Annotated in this window: 17 protein-coding genes, 2 pseudogenes and 1 riboswitch; of the genes and pseudogenes, 4 read left to right on the top strand and 15 right to left on the bottom strand. The window is 33.9% G+C overall.

The features are described from left to right. On the bottom strand, window positions 1-537 hold the full coding sequence (locus FG383_RS08435; RefSeq protein WP_142606837.1) for a sigma-70 family RNA polymerase sigma factor: 537 nt from the start codon (window positions 535-537) through the stop codon (window positions 1-3). Between the two features lie 1,029 nt (window positions 538-1,566). Continuing rightward, a riboswitch (cyclic di-AMP (ydaO/yuaA leader) is annotated at window positions 1,567-1,714 on the top strand. A 114-nt stretch (window positions 1,715-1,828) separates the two neighbouring features. Between FG383_RS08435 and FG383_RS08430 the strand changes: the two genes are divergently transcribed. Then, a complete protein-coding gene (locus FG383_RS08430) occupies window positions 1,829-2,494 on the top strand; it encodes a potassium channel family protein (RefSeq protein WP_142606835.1) in 666 nt (221 codons plus the stop codon). Between the two features lie 28 nt (window positions 2,495-2,522). Further along, window positions 2,523-3,851, top strand: coding sequence for a TrkH family potassium uptake protein (locus FG383_RS08425; RefSeq protein ID WP_142606833.1), 1,329 nt, complete (start codon window positions 2,523-2,525; stop codon window positions 3,849-3,851). A gap of 230 nt (window positions 3,852-4,081) precedes the next feature. Here FG383_RS08425 and FG383_RS08420 read toward each other — a convergent pair whose 3' ends face one another. The 3 genes and pseudogenes from FG383_RS08420 to FG383_RS08410 all read right to left on the bottom strand — a co-directional run bounded on the left by FG383_RS08420 (window position 4,082) and on the right by FG383_RS08410 (window position 5,108). Beyond that, window positions 4,082-4,579, bottom strand: coding sequence for a hypothetical protein (locus FG383_RS08420; protein ID WP_246096914.1), 498 nt, complete (start codon window positions 4,577-4,579; stop codon window positions 4,082-4,084). A 21-nt stretch (window positions 4,580-4,600) separates the two neighbouring features. Continuing rightward, a pseudogene (locus FG383_RS21290) lies at window positions 4,601-4,709 on the bottom strand (GNAT family N-acetyltransferase); the annotation flags it as partial. Between the two features lie 57 nt (window positions 4,710-4,766). Further along, window positions 4,767-5,108 carry a DUF6678 family protein gene (locus FG383_RS08410; RefSeq protein ID WP_142606831.1) on the bottom strand — a complete coding sequence of 114 codons (342 nt, stop codon included), beginning with the start codon at window positions 5,106-5,108 and terminating at the stop codon, window positions 4,767-4,769. Between the two features lie 23 nt (window positions 5,109-5,131). Here FG383_RS08410 and FG383_RS21285 point away from each other — a divergent pair. Further along, window positions 5,132-5,280: pseudogene (locus FG383_RS21285) on the top strand (IS110 family transposase); the annotation flags it as partial. Window positions 5,281-5,348: 68 nt separating this feature from the next. Here FG383_RS21285 and FG383_RS08405 read toward each other — a convergent pair. From FG383_RS08405 to FG383_RS08385, 5 genes are all read right to left on the bottom strand, one after another. After that, window positions 5,349-5,747, bottom strand: coding sequence for a VOC family protein (locus FG383_RS08405; protein WP_142606829.1), 399 nt, complete (start codon window positions 5,745-5,747; stop codon window positions 5,349-5,351). 225 nt (window positions 5,748-5,972) lie between these two features. Further along, the gene (locus FG383_RS08400; RefSeq protein WP_142606827.1) at window positions 5,973-6,329 is read right to left on the bottom strand and encodes a DUF3139 domain-containing protein; all 357 of its coding nucleotides are present in this window, start codon (window positions 6,327-6,329) and stop codon (window positions 5,973-5,975) included. 145 nt (window positions 6,330-6,474) lie between these two features. Then, window positions 6,475-7,044 carry a hypothetical protein gene (locus tag FG383_RS08395; RefSeq protein ID WP_142606825.1) on the bottom strand — a complete coding sequence of 190 codons (570 nt, stop codon included), beginning with the start codon at window positions 7,042-7,044 and terminating at the stop codon, window positions 6,475-6,477. A gap of 36 nt (window positions 7,045-7,080) precedes the next feature. Next, a complete protein-coding gene (locus FG383_RS08390) occupies window positions 7,081-7,356 on the bottom strand; it encodes a hypothetical protein (protein WP_142606823.1) in 276 nt (91 codons plus the stop codon). A 246-nt stretch (window positions 7,357-7,602) separates the two neighbouring features. Next, window positions 7,603-8,028, bottom strand: coding sequence for an HAD-IIIA family hydrolase (locus tag FG383_RS08385; protein ID WP_281285297.1), 426 nt, complete (start codon window positions 8,026-8,028; stop codon window positions 7,603-7,605). Window positions 8,029-8,618: 590 nt separating this feature from the next. Here FG383_RS08385 and FG383_RS08375 point away from each other — a divergent pair. Next, complete coding sequence (locus FG383_RS08375) at window positions 8,619-9,095, top strand: small multi-drug export protein (RefSeq protein WP_142606821.1); 477 nt, start codon at window positions 8,619-8,621, stop codon at window positions 9,093-9,095. Between the two features lie 271 nt (window positions 9,096-9,366). On the opposite strand, the gene FG383_RS08370 is transcribed toward FG383_RS08375, so the two are convergent. The 6 genes from FG383_RS08370 to FG383_RS08345 form a co-directional block, all read right to left on the bottom strand. Next, window positions 9,367-9,726, bottom strand: coding sequence for a hypothetical protein (locus tag FG383_RS08370; RefSeq protein WP_142606819.1), 360 nt, complete (start codon window positions 9,724-9,726; stop codon window positions 9,367-9,369). Between the two features lie 1,176 nt (window positions 9,727-10,902). Next, entirely contained in the window at window positions 10,903-11,880 is a 978-nt protein-coding gene (gene aes / locus FG383_RS08360; RefSeq protein ID WP_142606817.1) for an acetyl esterase, read from the bottom strand. Next, the gene (locus FG383_RS20855) at window positions 11,861-12,016 is read right to left on the bottom strand and encodes a hypothetical protein (protein ID WP_185907883.1); all 156 of its coding nucleotides are present in this window, start codon (window positions 12,014-12,016) and stop codon (window positions 11,861-11,863) included. The genes aes and FG383_RS20855 overlap by 20 nt, the downstream gene beginning before the upstream one ends. 38 nt (window positions 12,017-12,054) lie before the next feature. Continuing rightward, window positions 12,055-13,602: a BCCT family transporter gene (locus FG383_RS08355; protein ID WP_185907882.1), complete on the bottom strand. Its 1,548-nt coding sequence runs from the start codon at window positions 13,600-13,602 to the stop codon at window positions 12,055-12,057. 117 nt (window positions 13,603-13,719) lie between these two features. Beyond that, window positions 13,720-15,765: an acetate--CoA ligase family protein gene (locus FG383_RS08350; protein WP_142606813.1), complete on the bottom strand. Its 2,046-nt coding sequence runs from the start codon at window positions 15,763-15,765 to the stop codon at window positions 13,720-13,722. 17 nt (window positions 15,766-15,782) lie between these two features. Next, a complete protein-coding gene (locus FG383_RS08345) occupies window positions 15,783-16,787 on the bottom strand; it encodes an L-carnitine dehydrogenase (RefSeq protein WP_142606811.1) in 1,005 nt (334 codons plus the stop codon). Window positions 16,788-16,799 lie beyond the last annotated feature (12 nt).

Here is a 16,799-nt window from a genome sequence, read left to right as displayed (position 1 = left end):
TTACACCTCATCTTTCAATAAAATGGTTTTCAATTTTTTTCTACCCATAGAAAGTTTGTTATGCACCCAAGAATCCTTTGCTTGAAACTCAGATGCAATTTCTTTAGATGGAACCCCTTCAACATAATATTTCTCAAATATTTTTCGTTCGGTATCATTAAGTTCATTAAACAAACTAGATAAATCAAGCACGTTTTGTTTTGAACTCACTTGACTAGACATACGTTCATCAAAGTCAACATTACTAACATGCTCCTTTAACTTTTCAGATTTACGAATATAATCAATTGCACGATATTTGGTGATCGCGGCAATCCATTGCTTAAATTCATTTTTGGAAGAATCATATGAGTCTATATGGAACCAGATAGAAACTAGCACATCTGCTAAACATTCCTCCATATCTTGGTGATTCCCATTCAGATATTTTCTAATAATGGCATTGAGCAGACCACTGTACGTTTTAATAAGAAAGGGCAAAGCTTCTTCATTTTTCAATTTAATTTGTCGTACAACATTTTCACCAGTAACCCTCAATTCAAACCCTCCTTTATTTGTTATTCGGTACCTATCCATTAATACGTATGTAAATTAACAAACCTATCAAAGTAAATTAAAATAACCGAAAGATAAAAAATCTATCGGTTAGCCAACAATTTTATGCATTTTTATCAAGGAGTTGTTTTCTAAAGATTTTTCCCTGAATTAATTACTTTAGCTTATCTGTGCTTGTTCTACTAAATTGCTGCATTAGTTTAAGTGTAACTTTTCATAATGGATCGCTGAAATCTACATGATGATTTGGACACAAAAATAGACCATCGAATTGATGGTCTTGTTTAACTAAAGCACCCGTTAGTTGAAGAAGAAACATTTTACGTTACTACTTTACTTAAATATTCCAGAACCAATATTGACCAGTGTATTATTTATTATTCGCAATAAACGATATAAAAGGAATAATACCCAAGGTAACATATAAAGTGACAAATTGATGATTGGAGAATCTCGATGTAGGCAACTATTCCCATACAAATCATTAAAGTTTAAAATAAACGGACAGTAAGTGGTGTATAACCTTTAGATAATCTAACTTTTCTTAAACGATTTCCAAATACCCTCATTTTATTGACTACTCCTATGTTTTAAATAGTTATAAACTATATCTAATACCATAATACACATCAATGGTATATAAAACCAAAGGGGGTAGTTGGGTATAAATATAGTAAATGAAAGTAGTATTGCTGCTACTATGGTTCTAAAATTCTTTTCTTTATAAGAGAGTTCATTGTATTTTTTCACTAGCTAATTCGCTCCTCTATAGATAATCTGCTACATGAAACTTTAATAGAAAAGACATTTTAAATAAAATGATTTTTTTGACTCGAAAATGCTTTACCCCTTCTTGAAGTAAAGCACCCGTTAGTTTAAGTGAAGATTTTCACATTCTTAATAAATACTACGTCATTGTAAGGCTTAATTTGGAGTTATTTTTGATATTACCTCTATAATATACTATTTACATATTCGAGGAACGAGAGTAGTATAATTCTGTATTTTATATTTCGAAAATCGCTGAATCCTTTTGGAGTGGGGAAACCATTATCCGTGGTTGTTAAAATCACAAGGGGTGAATCCTATATTGTAGGTAGGGCTACTCTTTTAGCCCGAATCCGACAGCTAACCCCGTAAGCGTTAAGAGAGAGGGAGGTTAAATCAACATATGTTTAAAATGGTGTCCAAAGGTTACCCTATTCCTGATGGGCTTTTTGTCGTTCTGTTAATAGGGAATTAAATGGTTGTCAGATTGGTAGGAGTGAATAGAATGACAAAACAAAATAAGCAATTTGCAGTCATTGGATTAGGTCGGTTTGGTGGGAGCGTCTGTCGGGAATTGTTTACTCTTGGTCATGAAGTATTAGCAATCGATATTGATATGAATAGGGTGGAGAACTTCATTCAATACTCAACCCATGCCATTCAAGGGAACTCTACCGAAGAAACATTCCTAAAATCAATCGGTATACGGAATTTTGACCATGTCATTGTCGCAATCGGTGAGAATATACAAGATAGTGTGCTAACCACGCTCAATTTAAAGGAATTAGGTATTAATAAAGTGTGGGTGAAAGCTCAAAATATGTATCATCAAAAGGTATTAGAGAAAATCGGAGCCGACCGTGTCGTTCACCCGGAACTGGAAATGGGTATTCGGATTGCCCAAACCATGTCGTCTGATAGATTGTTGGATTATATTAATTTATCCGAGGAGTACAGTGTAGTGGAATTGAGTGCCACACAGCGAATCCACAATCAGACATTACTCGATTTGGATATTCGCGCAAAATTCGGCATCACCATTTTAGCAATCAAGAGAAATGATAAAATAAATGTTTCACCATTACCAACTGATATGATTTACGAAGGCGATATATTAGTGGCAATGGGACACAATATAGATTTAAAGCGATTTGAAGAGAAGGCGCTGTAGGTAGCTTTCATATGAGGAAGTGAGTATTATGCACACAATAAAGCCTAGATTTCGCAATCTATCACCTTTGGCAGTCATTTCTGGAAGTTTTCTGTTCTTAATTATCCTCGGTACTTTATTACTAAAGCTCCCGATTGCAACAGAAAAACCAATTTCGTGGATTGACGCCTTTTTTAGTGCAACATCAGGGACAACGGTTACGGGGTTAAGCGTCTTTGATGTAGAATCCACCCTGACCTTATTTGGAGAAATCGTCATGTTGGTACTTATCCAATGTGGTGGGATTGGATTGATGACTTTCGCTGTTGTCATTCTTGTATTACTGGGGAGAAAAATCGGATTGAAGAATCGGATTTATATACAGGAATCCTTCAGTCAGTCGTCCATAGGAGGTATGGTGAAGCTAGTACAACGGATTTGTATTTTTGTTTTTTCGATAGAGGGTGTAGCCATAGTCATAATGTCCATGCACTGGATACCTGATTTCGGCTGGGCTAAGGGAATCTACTATAGCATCTTCCATGTCGTATCGGCTTTCAACAACGCAGGATTCGCTTTATTCCCGGATAACCTAATTCAATTTGCAGGAGACCCAATCGTTAATATTATCTTATCGTTATTGTTCATTATCGGTGGACTTGGGTTTGTTGTAGTTATGGAAATTCTCCAAAAGAATTCTTTCAATAAGTGGTCGCTTCATACAAAAATGATGATAGTAGGAACCGTTTTGCTAAATAGTATCGCGACTATCATCATCTTTGTATTGGAATATAATAACCCAAGTACAATAGGGAACTTTTCGCTATTTGATAAATTTCTAGCTTCATATTTCCAAGCCGTTGCACCACGTACAGCTGGATTTAATACCATTGCCACTGGGGAAATGGAAGACACATCCTTATTGTTCACAATGTTGTTAATGTTCATCGGTGGCGGAAGTGCTTCCACTGCATCTGGTATTAAACTTACGACATTTATGGTCGTACTGCTATCGACCATCTCTTTTATACGAGGAATACAGGAGCCACACCTCTTTAATAGGTCTATTAAAACAGAAATCATCATCCGGTCGCTTGCCATAGTAACTGTCAGTATGTTCATTAACTTCTTTTTTATTTCCATGCTTACAATAACAGAAAATATCCCGCTATTGCCTCTTGCCTTTGAAGTCGTTTCCTCATTTGGTACTGTCGGGCTCTCAACCGGAATTACAGCCGATTTGAGCAATGTCGGGAAAGTAGTCCTGTGCATCGTAATGTTCATTGGACGTATTGGTCCATTAACTTTATTCTTTTTACTTCTTAAACCGAAAAAGGAAAAATATAAATTTCCAAATGACCAAGTTCATACGGGGTGAAAATTGCGCTGAACAAAACCGTTCAGCGTTTTTCTTATGTAGCTTACTATCCATTTTAATCACGCCAAACGTAAAATTTAAATACATATTCTATCATTTCTTTTTAAACTAACCTGCACCGTTAGTTTAAGTGTAACATTTCACAATGGATTGCCGATGGACAGAAAAAAAGACCATCGAAATGATGATCATGTTTAACTAAAGCACCCGCTAGTTGAAGATGTATTAACTTAATGATTCCTTAAATAAATGATTTCATCACTTCTTATTACTTCAAAGGATAAATCATTCTCGACACTAAGGACAGAAGCTGAGGTTACTTCCTTATTATTTTCACTTGTGAAAGATATTCCGTATCCATTATTTTCAGGGTATCCATACAAATAACAAACTACTTTTCCATCCTTTAAAAAAACTACTTGATACATTCCTTCATTAACCGTCTCTCTAATATCACCCCATTTATAACCAACTGTTTCATATATTGTATCTTTTAATGTATATGGGTCAAAGGAGTATGCTACATCCCATTTAAACGGGGTTACATTTGATAAATTTACAGTTTGAACGGATTGTCCAATGGATAAAACTTCTTCTTTCAATAATTCTGAGTTAACATCCCATAAATCTTTCTTTAATAGGTTTATTAAAACAACAATAGATAATATAACGATAGCTATTATCGCTACTGTTTTTTTGGATTCCATATCAATATTTCCCCCGTTCACTTGTTAAAATCTCCCCCACGTTACTGGCTGCTCATCCGCAGAAATGGCAAACGGAAATGGATGACCCCCATAGGTTGCAAGGACATAACATGAAGCGCCGTTGTTCATCTGAAACTTCGAGGTTAAATATGGAACTGCGGTTTTCCTCTTATTAAACTAAACTGCGCTGTTAGTTGAAGAAGATTCTTTAAATATAATCAATGGAAGTCCCTTTCTTTACATAACCATAAATCTTGATAGTATTAACTAATACCTCACCTGGAACGTGTATCTCTTTTAGGATTTTTAACAATCTATTTTTTACTTCTTCATTTTCAAATTTAAATTCCAACCATTCAATTGTTTTATAGCTATCCTTATCTCCGTCTATTTTGAAATGATTGAACCATTCTGCATCCCAATCACAAGTATAATTTGTCTCCATATCCTTTGTTCGCCAACAGATAAGTTCTGGTATATAAGTCATGGCTAACCAAATTTCTTCCCATTTTGTATCATTCATTAGACTTTGGTATTCAGTAAACCTCATTTTTTGCCTCCTATTGCGTAACTTATATTAAAATGCTTCTTGAATATAAAAAACATCTATCCAACCTTGAAGAAGAATAGATGCTTTAGCGAAAAGTATAGAAAAATATAAGATTCCCCAATCAATGCACGGTATCGGCGAGAAAGTCGCAGCAACAAATATGGACAAACTATTGGCTGGTTAGTTGTAGAAATTAAATTTTTATTTTGTGATTAGGAAAACAATACTAAGTTCTTCATATTATTTTGGAAGATTTAGTTGCCACGAAACTCCGAAGCGGTCATTTAGCCAACCGAACTTTTTACTGAAACCATAATCACCTAAAGGCATGAGTGCTTGTCCACCTTCGTTGAGTTTATGATAAAGATTGTCAAGTTCCTCTTCACTTTCACAAGTCACAAAGATGGAGAATGAAGGAGTGAAAGAAAATTGATGATTCACATGACTGTCAATACACATAAATTCTTGCCCTTTTAAAGTAAAAGTAGCCTGCATTACAGTCCCTTCTTTCCCAGATTCATTAGGTCCGTATCGAACAATACTTGTAATTTGAGAATCTTCAATGAGGGATGTGTAATAATTCATCGCTTCTTCTGCATTGTCATTTTGAAACATTAAAAATGATGCTAACTTCTCCATTATATATATCTCTCCTTTTCATACTTACCTATAAAGTTGGATTTATGCACTTTTAAAAAGCAAATCAGATTTCCAATATCTGGCCAAGTTCAAAATATATACAAAGAGCATGAACCTTTCCAAACAAAGTAATTTGAAAGTTATTTGGCATGCATAAATTTAGTATAGCATGAACTTTTTATAGTTTTCATTAATTTCTATTGACAAACTATTGGCTGGGTTTGTTTAATAACGTGGATTAAAATTCTTTAGGTCTTCTTCTTTAATGCCTTCTTTCTTTCCCTCGTCAATGATGTTGTAATTAAATTGAAATACATCCTTGTCATGAGCAAAATAGGTATACTCAACATGTGGTTCATTTTTGAAGGTTACAACTGTATAGTATGCTGGAAGCTTAAATCCCCATTTGCCCTCAATAGATTCAATATCCTCTTCTTTATAGCCCTTATCTTCAATCAGGTAAGTAGTTACCCTATTTTTGTAGATATATTTATTTACTTGTACTGATACTAACGGTACAATTACTAACCCAATAAGAATAACCAATAGAGTAATTTTAATAATCCTCTTTGTTCTTCTCATTCCCCCACCTCAATTTTGGTATCCCTATTTTGACTAAGCTAAACCGTTAGTCTGACTCTTACGACCACGGTGCGTCACAGACTGTCGCACTCTTTACGAGTAGCACTCATGGGAGCTGAATAAGACGCCAAATACTGTTGCGCAACTACTGTTTTAATGACTGATAAATGGCTACCTTCCAAATGCCATCTTCCTGTTTTAAAGGATATGTTTTAATATATCTCTTGCTACCGAAAATGATCTCTAACTGAACAATGATTACATCTTCCGTACTTGATTGTTCATTTATTGAGATTGCATCATAAAATCTATACATCAAATAAGCTTCTTCCAAATTAGAAGACAAGTATTTCATATATTCGTCATTGAATAATTCAACAGAAGGAAGTTGACCGCCATTATAAGTTAGAGCATAAAGTCTATCGATTTTGTGTTCCAAAATTAAATTCATATAAATTAAAATCATTTCTTCGGGAGTAAAATCGCTCAAACTATTGATACTTCCATTAAGTAGATAATCGTTATAGCTATCCAATTTGTCACTTGGTAATTCTTCAAGGTATGTAAAATCATATTGCCTATCTATAATCGGTGTGGCTTGGTTATTTTCTTCGGCTTTTATTAAAACACCCTCTTGTTCAGAAACTGAATTATCTGGAGTACAACCTGTTATTACCAAAGAAACACCTAATAAGAACAATATTAGTCGAGTCATATTTTTCCTGCTCCCTTTGCAAAACTTACAATTAAATTATTGAATAAATCCTTTTTTATTAAATGTATAATAAACACTTAAAATTTCTGAAAAGGTAATTCCATACATAAATAATTTACCACTAACTCTTAAATCATAGTTATCGTTATCTACCTTAAAAAGAGAAGAATCTACTTGACCCCAATGTGCAAGTCCTGTCATTGTGTAGCTTACAACGTTACTAATACCAGATATCTTTGGCATAAAACCGAACGCACCAATGAAACCAAACAACAAAATTGAACCAAATACCCAAATATTTTTATGTTTCATTTCTAGTCCACCTCTCAAAAAAATAGTTGATAAATTAATCATACTATATTGCCCAAGGGATACTATTGTAATATTCAAAAGAGATTGATTGTTTTGGAAATGATTCTTCAACTAACACTCCGCGTTAATTCAATAAGAAAGGGCTTCCCTTACAGGCAGCCACTTGTTTAACTTCAGCACCTATTAGTTGAAGAAGAATAGGTAACTGACTGAAAATTCTTATAACAAAAGAGCTATAAACCAATATTAAATATAAAGTGGTAAATCTATTACACTGTTCAATTGATATATATTTTCTTCCTTGTAATTAGAACCTACTCTGATTCCAAAACCTTTAATGCCTATATTTATTGCTAATTCTACATCAACTGCTGAGTCACCAATCATAAAGGACTCTTCCAAATTAATTTCAGGATATTTATGAATTACCTGCTTAATCATTCCAATTTTAGGCTTCATACAAGTACACCCCTCGTCTTTACTATGCGGACAATAAAAGACATCAAGAAGTTCAACACCTTGACGAGTTAACTCTTTTTTCATTTGATTATTTATATCCTGGTACTGTTCAACCGTAATGTAACCTTCATTAATAATGTATTGGTTGGTAATAATTATAATTTTATAACCTTTCTTTATGACTTCTTTTAATGTGCTAATTGATCCATCTATAAATACTGGATGCTCTATTCTAGTCCATTCATGGTCTTAATAATCTTCAATTATAGTGCCATCTCTATCAAAAAATGCGATTTTCAATTTTCACAATCCTTACACATTGATTTTTCCTTTATTCTAATTGAACTAACTTGCCCCATTAGTTTAAGTGAAATATTTCACAAACTTGCCCATTATTAATATAGATTTAATATAGATTATAACTATTCGTGTGGATTTATTATAGATGTGTGGACATATCTATTATACATTCAGTTTCACAATGGATTTATAGGAGTACACGCTGATTTAATATATGTCATTGGTGATGTTTTAGTATATATCTCTGGATCATTCCAACAGAACGGGAGATCGAACACCTTCGTGAATCCTGTCATTCAGAAATGGAAAAAGTGATTTTTGAATTCATGTTTTCTACCGGTTAGTTGAACAAGAAACTGTTCCAATGCTCATATATTTTGATACTCTCATCGACTTTAACTTTGTTTTTTTGAATAATATAAGAAAATTAAACGGTTTTTGATTACTATTGTATAATAGGTAAAGAGAGAGAAGTTTTTGTTATTTTACAAGGGGGTGTTCAGATGGTTGAATGGGTTCAACAAGCAGATGGAATTTGGCAATACATCGCTTTATTTTTAATATCATTATTACCACTACTGGATGTTTTTTATATTATTCCAGTAGGTGTTGTGTTGGAGATGTCACCTGTAGCCGTTGGGATTATTGCTTTTTCAGGAAATTTTATTATGGTTTTAGTCTTTGCAATATTTTTTAGACAAATTTCTGAATGGCGTAACAAAAGAAGAGACAAAAAGGGAAAATCAGGGCCTTCAAAAAGAGAAACTAGAGCGAGACATTTTTGGGAAAAGTATGGTCTTCCAGTGTTTTCTTTGCTTTCACCCTCGTTACTTGGAACAGATTTAGCTGCTTTAACTGCCCTTTTGCTTGGTTCATCTAGAACTAGAGTAATCACTTGGATGGGAATCAGTTTAGTCATTTGGTCAATTCTTATGACAGTTGGCTCTGTTTATGGTCTCAAATACATAAATTGGATTTAAACTTAGACACCATAACAAAAAACTATTTATCTAGTCAGTAAATAGTTTTTTTATTGTTAGCTAGAAATTGTTTTAATCTTATTAATCAGTAAATGACATCTTTATATTTTTTACTATCAACTGGGTCCAAAAATTCCATTTTTTTGATACACAACCAAACAATTCACAATGGAGTTCTGAGATTTACTTGATGTTTCGGATAAAAAAATAAACCATCGATATGATGGTCTTGTTTAACTAAAGCACACTTTGCTTTAAGTTCATTTTTTCACTAACTTGTTAATTTAATCGTTACTCGTTTTTTTTCAATGGCCATACGTAAGTTCGAGATGACTCCAAGGAACAATATAAACGAACAAACCATTTTTTCAAAAGGTGTGCCAAGCAATTGTTGTATAAACCCAACTGACCAAAGTATAACAAAAAACCAACATATTCTGGTTATTCCTCTTTGGTATTTATTTAGTATATTTTTGCTGACAAACAGCGTAAAAACTCCTCCAATAATAGAAATAACAGTATTGATAATAGATATTGGTAACTGAATAGCGAAGGATTCAGACCGTCCACCATTAACCCATGTGAATGGAATAATTTCGATAATAATAAGAAGATGGATTAAGATAGTCAAAGAGTAAAAAATAATCCCCATATAGACAGCAGTTTTTAAAGTAATTTTTCTAAGTTTTTCTAACGTACTATCACCTCTTTTCTTCCTGTTTTTATAATGTATTCTAGTAATGTATTATTCCAATATCCTTTGAAGTATGACACTTTTACCTTTAGTACAATAACTTCAACAAAAAGAGCATCAATCCTTCTTGGGCCAACAAATCATTCGTGAAAAAAACCAAGCTTATAATTGCAAGCTCATAGAAACTGTTCTTATGTTAAAGCCCATCTTTTCGTAAATTTTAATAACGTGATTCCCAGTATACGCACTAAGACGATCTTCAGAGTATCCATCTTGTCTTAAATGATCAAAGCCCTAATAAAGCGCGCTTTATCATACTTAATTTACTGATTTAAACCAGTTTGATTAAGTTACTTTAGCCTTCTTGAGGTAAAGCACCCGTTTACTGAAGAACGAATTATAAACCTTGGTACAAAATAGCCTTGACAATTATTTATCATACAGTTCATCTTAACGCATCAAAATGAGGTTATCACTCTGATATGTCCCGAGTCTATACTTTAATCTAACTAAAACTTGGAAGTAATCGTTTTAAAAATACCAATTCCCGTAAGTTTCAACGTCATTTTTTCAACGCAGAACCGGGCTTACGCTATTCACGTATACGGCTCCTCCTAGTTATCATTAACAAAATATAGCTAATCTCTTTCGATCAGATTTCGCTCATTCTGCTATCCGACTACCCACAACGGCATTTGGTTTCCTTGCTTATTATCATTTGTACACCATGCTATTCTATAAGAAAAGACCGGTAGAGTCTCCCGAGTTGCCGTATCATATCCATGTGTGACGTGCCAAGGTCTCTGACTCCAGATAGGTTTTATCCTTCTTGCCTTTAACGATGGATAAAATTGGAGCTTTCTGCTGCGCTTTAGGCATCAGCCCTCTTGATTTACTAATATTATGCAGCTTCCCTACAATGTAAAATATACAAAAATTAACATAAAAACGGTGATAAGGTATAAACCCTTACCACCATTATTAATCAAAGTAGTTAGCAAAAATTAATCAACTAATGTTGAGACCTATCCACTAATGAAAAACCTTTTCAATATATCATAGAAATGCCTCTATACCGGTATTAGAAAGAAAAGTCTAGAAGAAGACTTGATTCTAAAATTTCCCTACATGTATTAATGACTTGTAGAAATTTGCACCATTTTTAATTGCCTCTTTTGCTTCAGGAAGAATACGAGAATGATGTAAGAAAGCATGAATAACACCTTTAAATTCTTCTAATTCTGCTTTTCCATTATTATATGTCAATATGTCATATAATAATATACTATCATCTTGAAGTGGATCTAAATCTCCATAAGCAATATAGCAAGGAGGTACCCCTTTAGTTAAATCATTTGAAAAGCAATCAAAATAACGTAAATCTACATTATCATCTTCTATATACATTTTTGAATAGGCCTTTAAATCTTCACGACCCAATCCATCATAATCACCACCAAATATGCGCCTTGATCTTGAATCAGTTAATCCAAAAGCTCCATAATATAGAAGTAAACTACGTAAATACGTAACATCATCTTTTTTATCCCTTAAATACAAAGCAGTTGCTAAAGATAAATTGGCTCCACCTGAATCACCTGCAAGAGAAATATCATTCTTATCAAGATCATATTCTTCCGCATTACTCCGTAACCATTCAACTAAAAAGGCACATTCTTCTACTTGTGTAGGGTATTTATATTCGGGTGCTAAATGATAGTCAATTCCAATTACAACCGACTCTGTTTCTTCCATTAAGATGCGCATAATCCTACTATGGGTATCAAGATTTCCTACTACAAACCCTCCACCATGTATATATACAATTGAACCTTTTCCGGTTCTTTTTTGTGGATAATGTATACGAATACCAATAGTTCCATAAGGTCCTTCTAACTCTAAATCAACGCTTTTTTTAGGTTCTGGACCACCTTCATTCCAAAATTTTCTTTCATTATTATAGTTTTCACGCATTTTTTCATAGGTTACATTTGTTGAAAATGCGTCTTCGACAAGTTCATTTTGCTTTTTTAAAGTTGCAATCATTTCAGGAGTCATCATTTTTAAAGCATCAAATTTGTTCATTTCCATGGTCATCATCTCCATCTACATAATCTTTTTTTTCTAAAAAAAGTAACTTTACGTTCCAGATAAGAAATACTAACATTCCAATTTGAAGGACTTTTTCAGTAATAAGTTCCCAACCAGTCAAATAATACATATCCATCTATTATCATTCCTTCCTTACGGTGAACACCGTGACAATTACACTGGTGGTTTATCTTTCATTAATTGTTTAATAAATCCGGTTATCATTAATATGAAGAAAAATAGATACGGATATGATAGCGTCGTAGCTAAAGATTTTATCGAATTTAACGCTTCATTACCACCTAATGTAGTAGCAAAAATACCAGTTAAAGCGATAACGGTCATGAGTATAACCCACACTGCACTTCTAACAGGAGCTGCTTCTTTTCCTTCTATATCTGTCATTCTCGCTAAAGATAAAGCTGCACTTGTCACTGTAGTTGAAATAAACATAATTAACAATATAATCGTTGCAATGGCAGTTAACTTAGGCCAGGGCATTGTCTGTAAAATAGCAAAGAAGGTCATATCTGGATTTTCTAAAGCGAATTGAGCAATTTTTCCAGTTCCCAAAACTTTATCCAAAAGTGCTACTCCTCCAAATGCTGCATGCCATAACAGCATAAATATGACTGGTATTGTCATAGTCGTGAAAGCAAATTGACGGATAGTTCTTCCTTTTGAAATAGATGCAATGAATACACCCATAAAAGGTGTCCAAGAAATCCACCACATGTTATTAGCGACATCCCATGTTGTTGAATAAGTAGGATCTAAACTAAATAAAAACATATCAAAATTTCTAGGAATCAATTGATCTATAAATGTTCCTAGTAATTGTACAACTTGGTTCAGGATATAACGTGTAGGTCCAAAGAACATTGCAAAGGCTAACATAAATATTGCAAGATAAACGTTCCACCTTCCAATTATATCCATCCCCTTTCCCACTGTCTTTGTTGTTGAAGCAAATAAACATACAATAAGTAAGAGGATTAGTACAAGATACGGAAGAATTGTGCTATAAGAATTATCAATATTAATCACTTGATTCATTCCAGTTGTTATTTGTACACTACCTAAACCAAGTGTAGCTGCAATTGTCATAGCTGAACATACAACGGCTAGAATATTCATGAAACTCTTCGTAATAGGTACCCATTTTCTTTTACCAAAACTTTTTTCAATTACATCCCCTGGTAAATAGCGAATTTTATGTTTCGAAACAAAATAGGCCATTACTAAACCCGCAACACTAAAAATAGCCCACACAGATACCCCCCAATGATAAAGCGCTGTTCCCATTGCTTCTCTGGCAGCTTCCATAACACTCGGAGCTTGTGTACTAGCAGGTGATAAAATATACGCATAGATAGGTTCATTTACACCAAAATAGATGATTCCAATTCCAATTGAAGCTGTAAATAACATAGATATCCATGAAAATATGCTATATTCAGCCTTTGCATTTTCACCGCCAATGACGATATTCCCATATCTAGATATACCTAAAACAACTAATAGCATCATACAAAATACTGGAATTATCATGGCTACCCATCCATACTGCGTTGCAAAAAGTGACTGAATAAAAGTCATATTATTGGACAATGTATCGGGGCTAATTAATGAAAAAACAGAAAAGACACCTGTAATTAAAGCGGAAAGAAGAAAAATAGGAGTGAAAATCTTCTGTTTTTTAACGCTACTCTTGCTGTCCATCATTATCATCTCCTAATTAAATATCTATATGTTCAGAAATAAAGTATTTTGAAAGAATAATAGTTATTAGTTAAAAGGTTGATCGAAGGAAACGATTAACCTTTTAACTCTCATATATTACTCATTGCCGATAATTAGTGCATCTAAAGCTATAATCTTATCACCTTTTACTCCAACAGGATTAATATCCACTTCACCTAATTGTGCTGAAAGTGTTTCAACCATGTGGCAAAATTTTTGGATAGTATCGATAAAAGTATCGATTGGAACAAGTTCTTTACCTCTAAAACCGGTAAGGAGTGGATAACTTTTTAAAGCTTTAATATTTCTTTCAATCTCTGTCCTACTCGCATTTGGTAGAATAACGAATTTATCATTAATTAGTTCAGTTAATATACCTCCTGCCCCGACAACAACCATTGGTCCAAAGTTCGCATCTTGTTTCATTCCTAATATGAATTCAGACTCAAAAGTAACCATAGGTGCAATAATAGCTCTACAACCTAATTTATTTGACAGTTTTTCATAAGCATCTTTTAATTCCTCATTATTTTGTAAATTTAGCACAACTCCCCCTACATTTGACTTGTGCAATATTCCATCTTCGGCTGTCTTTAATACAACTGGATAATCTAACTCATGTTGTATTACCTCAATGTCTGCTAGGCTTTCTACTGCGTATGGTTTATTAATAACTAATCCGAATTTTTCCAGAAGAAAAAGTGAATCGATTTCACTTAATGTTCCTTTTACAATTATCTCATTTGACTTGTCATCCATCTCTTGAATATTTCCTTCAGAGAAGGTGAAATCACGATAATAAAGATAATGTTTGATTGCTAACAATCCTTCTTTCGTTCCTACTAAAAGCGGCGCAGGAATATTATTGACTAGCTTAGTCGCTTCACCTCTTCTTGTTCCACTGAAATTTGTTAAAAAGGCTACAGGTTTTTTGGTGTTTTCATGACTTTTACGAAGAGCATCTATACAACCATTCGAAAGATAATAACCATCACGCAAATCTTGTGAAATAATACCAATTGCTGCATTATCATCCATTAACATAATCGTTAATGAGTCAGTAAAAATACGCTCGAAATCGATACCCGTTCCCCAAGGATCTAATGGGTTTGCAGCAAGTTGTCCATATTCTTGAATTTGAGACAATTCTGACATAGTGTTATCAGATAACGTGGCAAAGTCTAATTCAGCGTATTCTGCATCATCGGCTAATAAGTTTCGTTCCCCACCCGAATCCACAACGGCTACCAGCCCCCCAGCTGGAATTTCAGGAAAATAGCTAAAGAGACTTAATGTATTCGCAAATTCTTGTAAACTATCTACACGAATGACGCCATAGTGATCAAAAACTGCTTGAAAGACATCATCATTACCAGCTAATCCACCAGTATGGGATTTAGCAAATTCTGCTCCTAATTCTGATTTTCCAACTTTCATTATTACAACGGGAATTTTTTTAGTTACCGACATTATTAATGCTTCGATAAACTCTTCCGGTTTTCTAACAGATTCCATATAGACTGCTATTACTTTTGTAGAAGATTGTTCTAATGCATACTTCATATAATCTTCTAAGCTCGTAATATGACCAGTCCCGGTTGCAACTTGCAGATTGAACTTTAACTGTGGTTCATTATGACCGATTGTACTGAACACAGATCCGGATTGTGAAATCAAAGCAATATTTCCTTTAATGTTCGCGTCAGGTGCTCTAAAACCACAAATCCGTAAACCAATGTCATTATTATAAAAACCCATCGCATTATGACCCATTACAGGTATATTTGCTTCCCTACATTTTTTGACAACTTTCTCTTCTAATTCTAAATCTTCTTCTAATACACAGTTCGCGAAGATAACTATTGATTTTGCTTTATTTTCAATGATATTTTCCACTTGAGCTAAGACTCGCTTGGCTGCAACACTTAGTACAACCAAATCAACTTGGTGGCCAATTGATTCTAAATCTGGAAAGCATTTCATCCCTAATATTTCATCATATTTAGGATTTATAGGATATACTTTACCAGTAAAAGTACCTTCCGCTATCATTTCCATCATTTCAAAACCTAAAGATCCAGGCTTATTTGAAGCACCAATCAACGCAACACTTTGCGGATTTAGTAACGACTGTAGGTCCATAGTAACCTCCAACTATCTTATTTATATTCTAAAGTTAATCTTTCTGCTTGAGTCTCACGGTCTTCTTTTAAGACTTTACCGGCACCATGATCATTTTTGGCTAACGCTTCCATGATGTCGACTAAGCAGTTATCTCGTAAAGCTTCCCATTCACGTAAATCTTTTCCTTCTGCTTGTTCAGCTGTTCCTTCCACCATTTCGTCGATTAATTTATTGGTTAATTCAGGAGCTTCAATATGAGCCCATGGTAGTTTTAATGTTGGTCCGAATTGCTCCATAAAGTGTCTCATACCTCGTTTACCGCCGGCTAAATAATATGTCATGTTTGTCCCCATTATTGCCCAACGCAACCCAGCTCCGTAGGAAATAGCATCGTCAATTTCACCCGTAGTTGCGATTCCATCATTGATAAGATGAAGAATTTCACGCCAAAGTGCTTCCAATAATCTATCCGCAATAAAGCCATCTATTTCTTTACGAACAAGTAAAGGATGCATTCCAATTAAGCGATAGAATTTTTCAGCTTCTTCTTTAGTTTCTTCTGCTGTTTTTTCACCACCACAAATTTCAACTAACGGCAAAATATACACAGGATTAAATGGATGAGCTACTACTAAACGTTCTGGATACATCATTTCTGATTGTAAACGGGTTGGTAATAGACCAGAAGTACTTGTTCCAATAATTGCATCTGGCTTACTATATTTATCAATTTCATTTAAAATACTAATTTTAATTTTTTCAACTTCAGGTGCACTTTCTTGTATATAATCCGCATTTTCAACTGCTTCTTTAATACTATTCATGAAATATAGTTTCCCTTTTTTATGTTCAGGGACAGAAATAATTTTTTGTAGGGCAGATTCAGCATTTGTAATTACTTCATCTAAAACTTCTTTCGCATTCGGTGCTGGATCTGAAACATAAACATTAAATCCTCGATGTAAGCATCTTGCGGCCCAACCTGCACCAATTACTCCTGCACCAATAATTGCGACATTTTTGATTTCTTCAGCTTTCATGACGTATTATCT

The sequence above is a fragment of the Psychrobacillus soli genome (assembly GCF_006861775.1).
In the GTDB taxonomy this organism is placed as follows: Bacteria; Bacillota; Bacilli; order Bacillales_A; family Planococcaceae; genus Psychrobacillus; species Psychrobacillus soli.
Note: the sequence above shows the minus strand (reverse complement) of the source record. Positions and strands in the feature narration are given on the sequence as shown.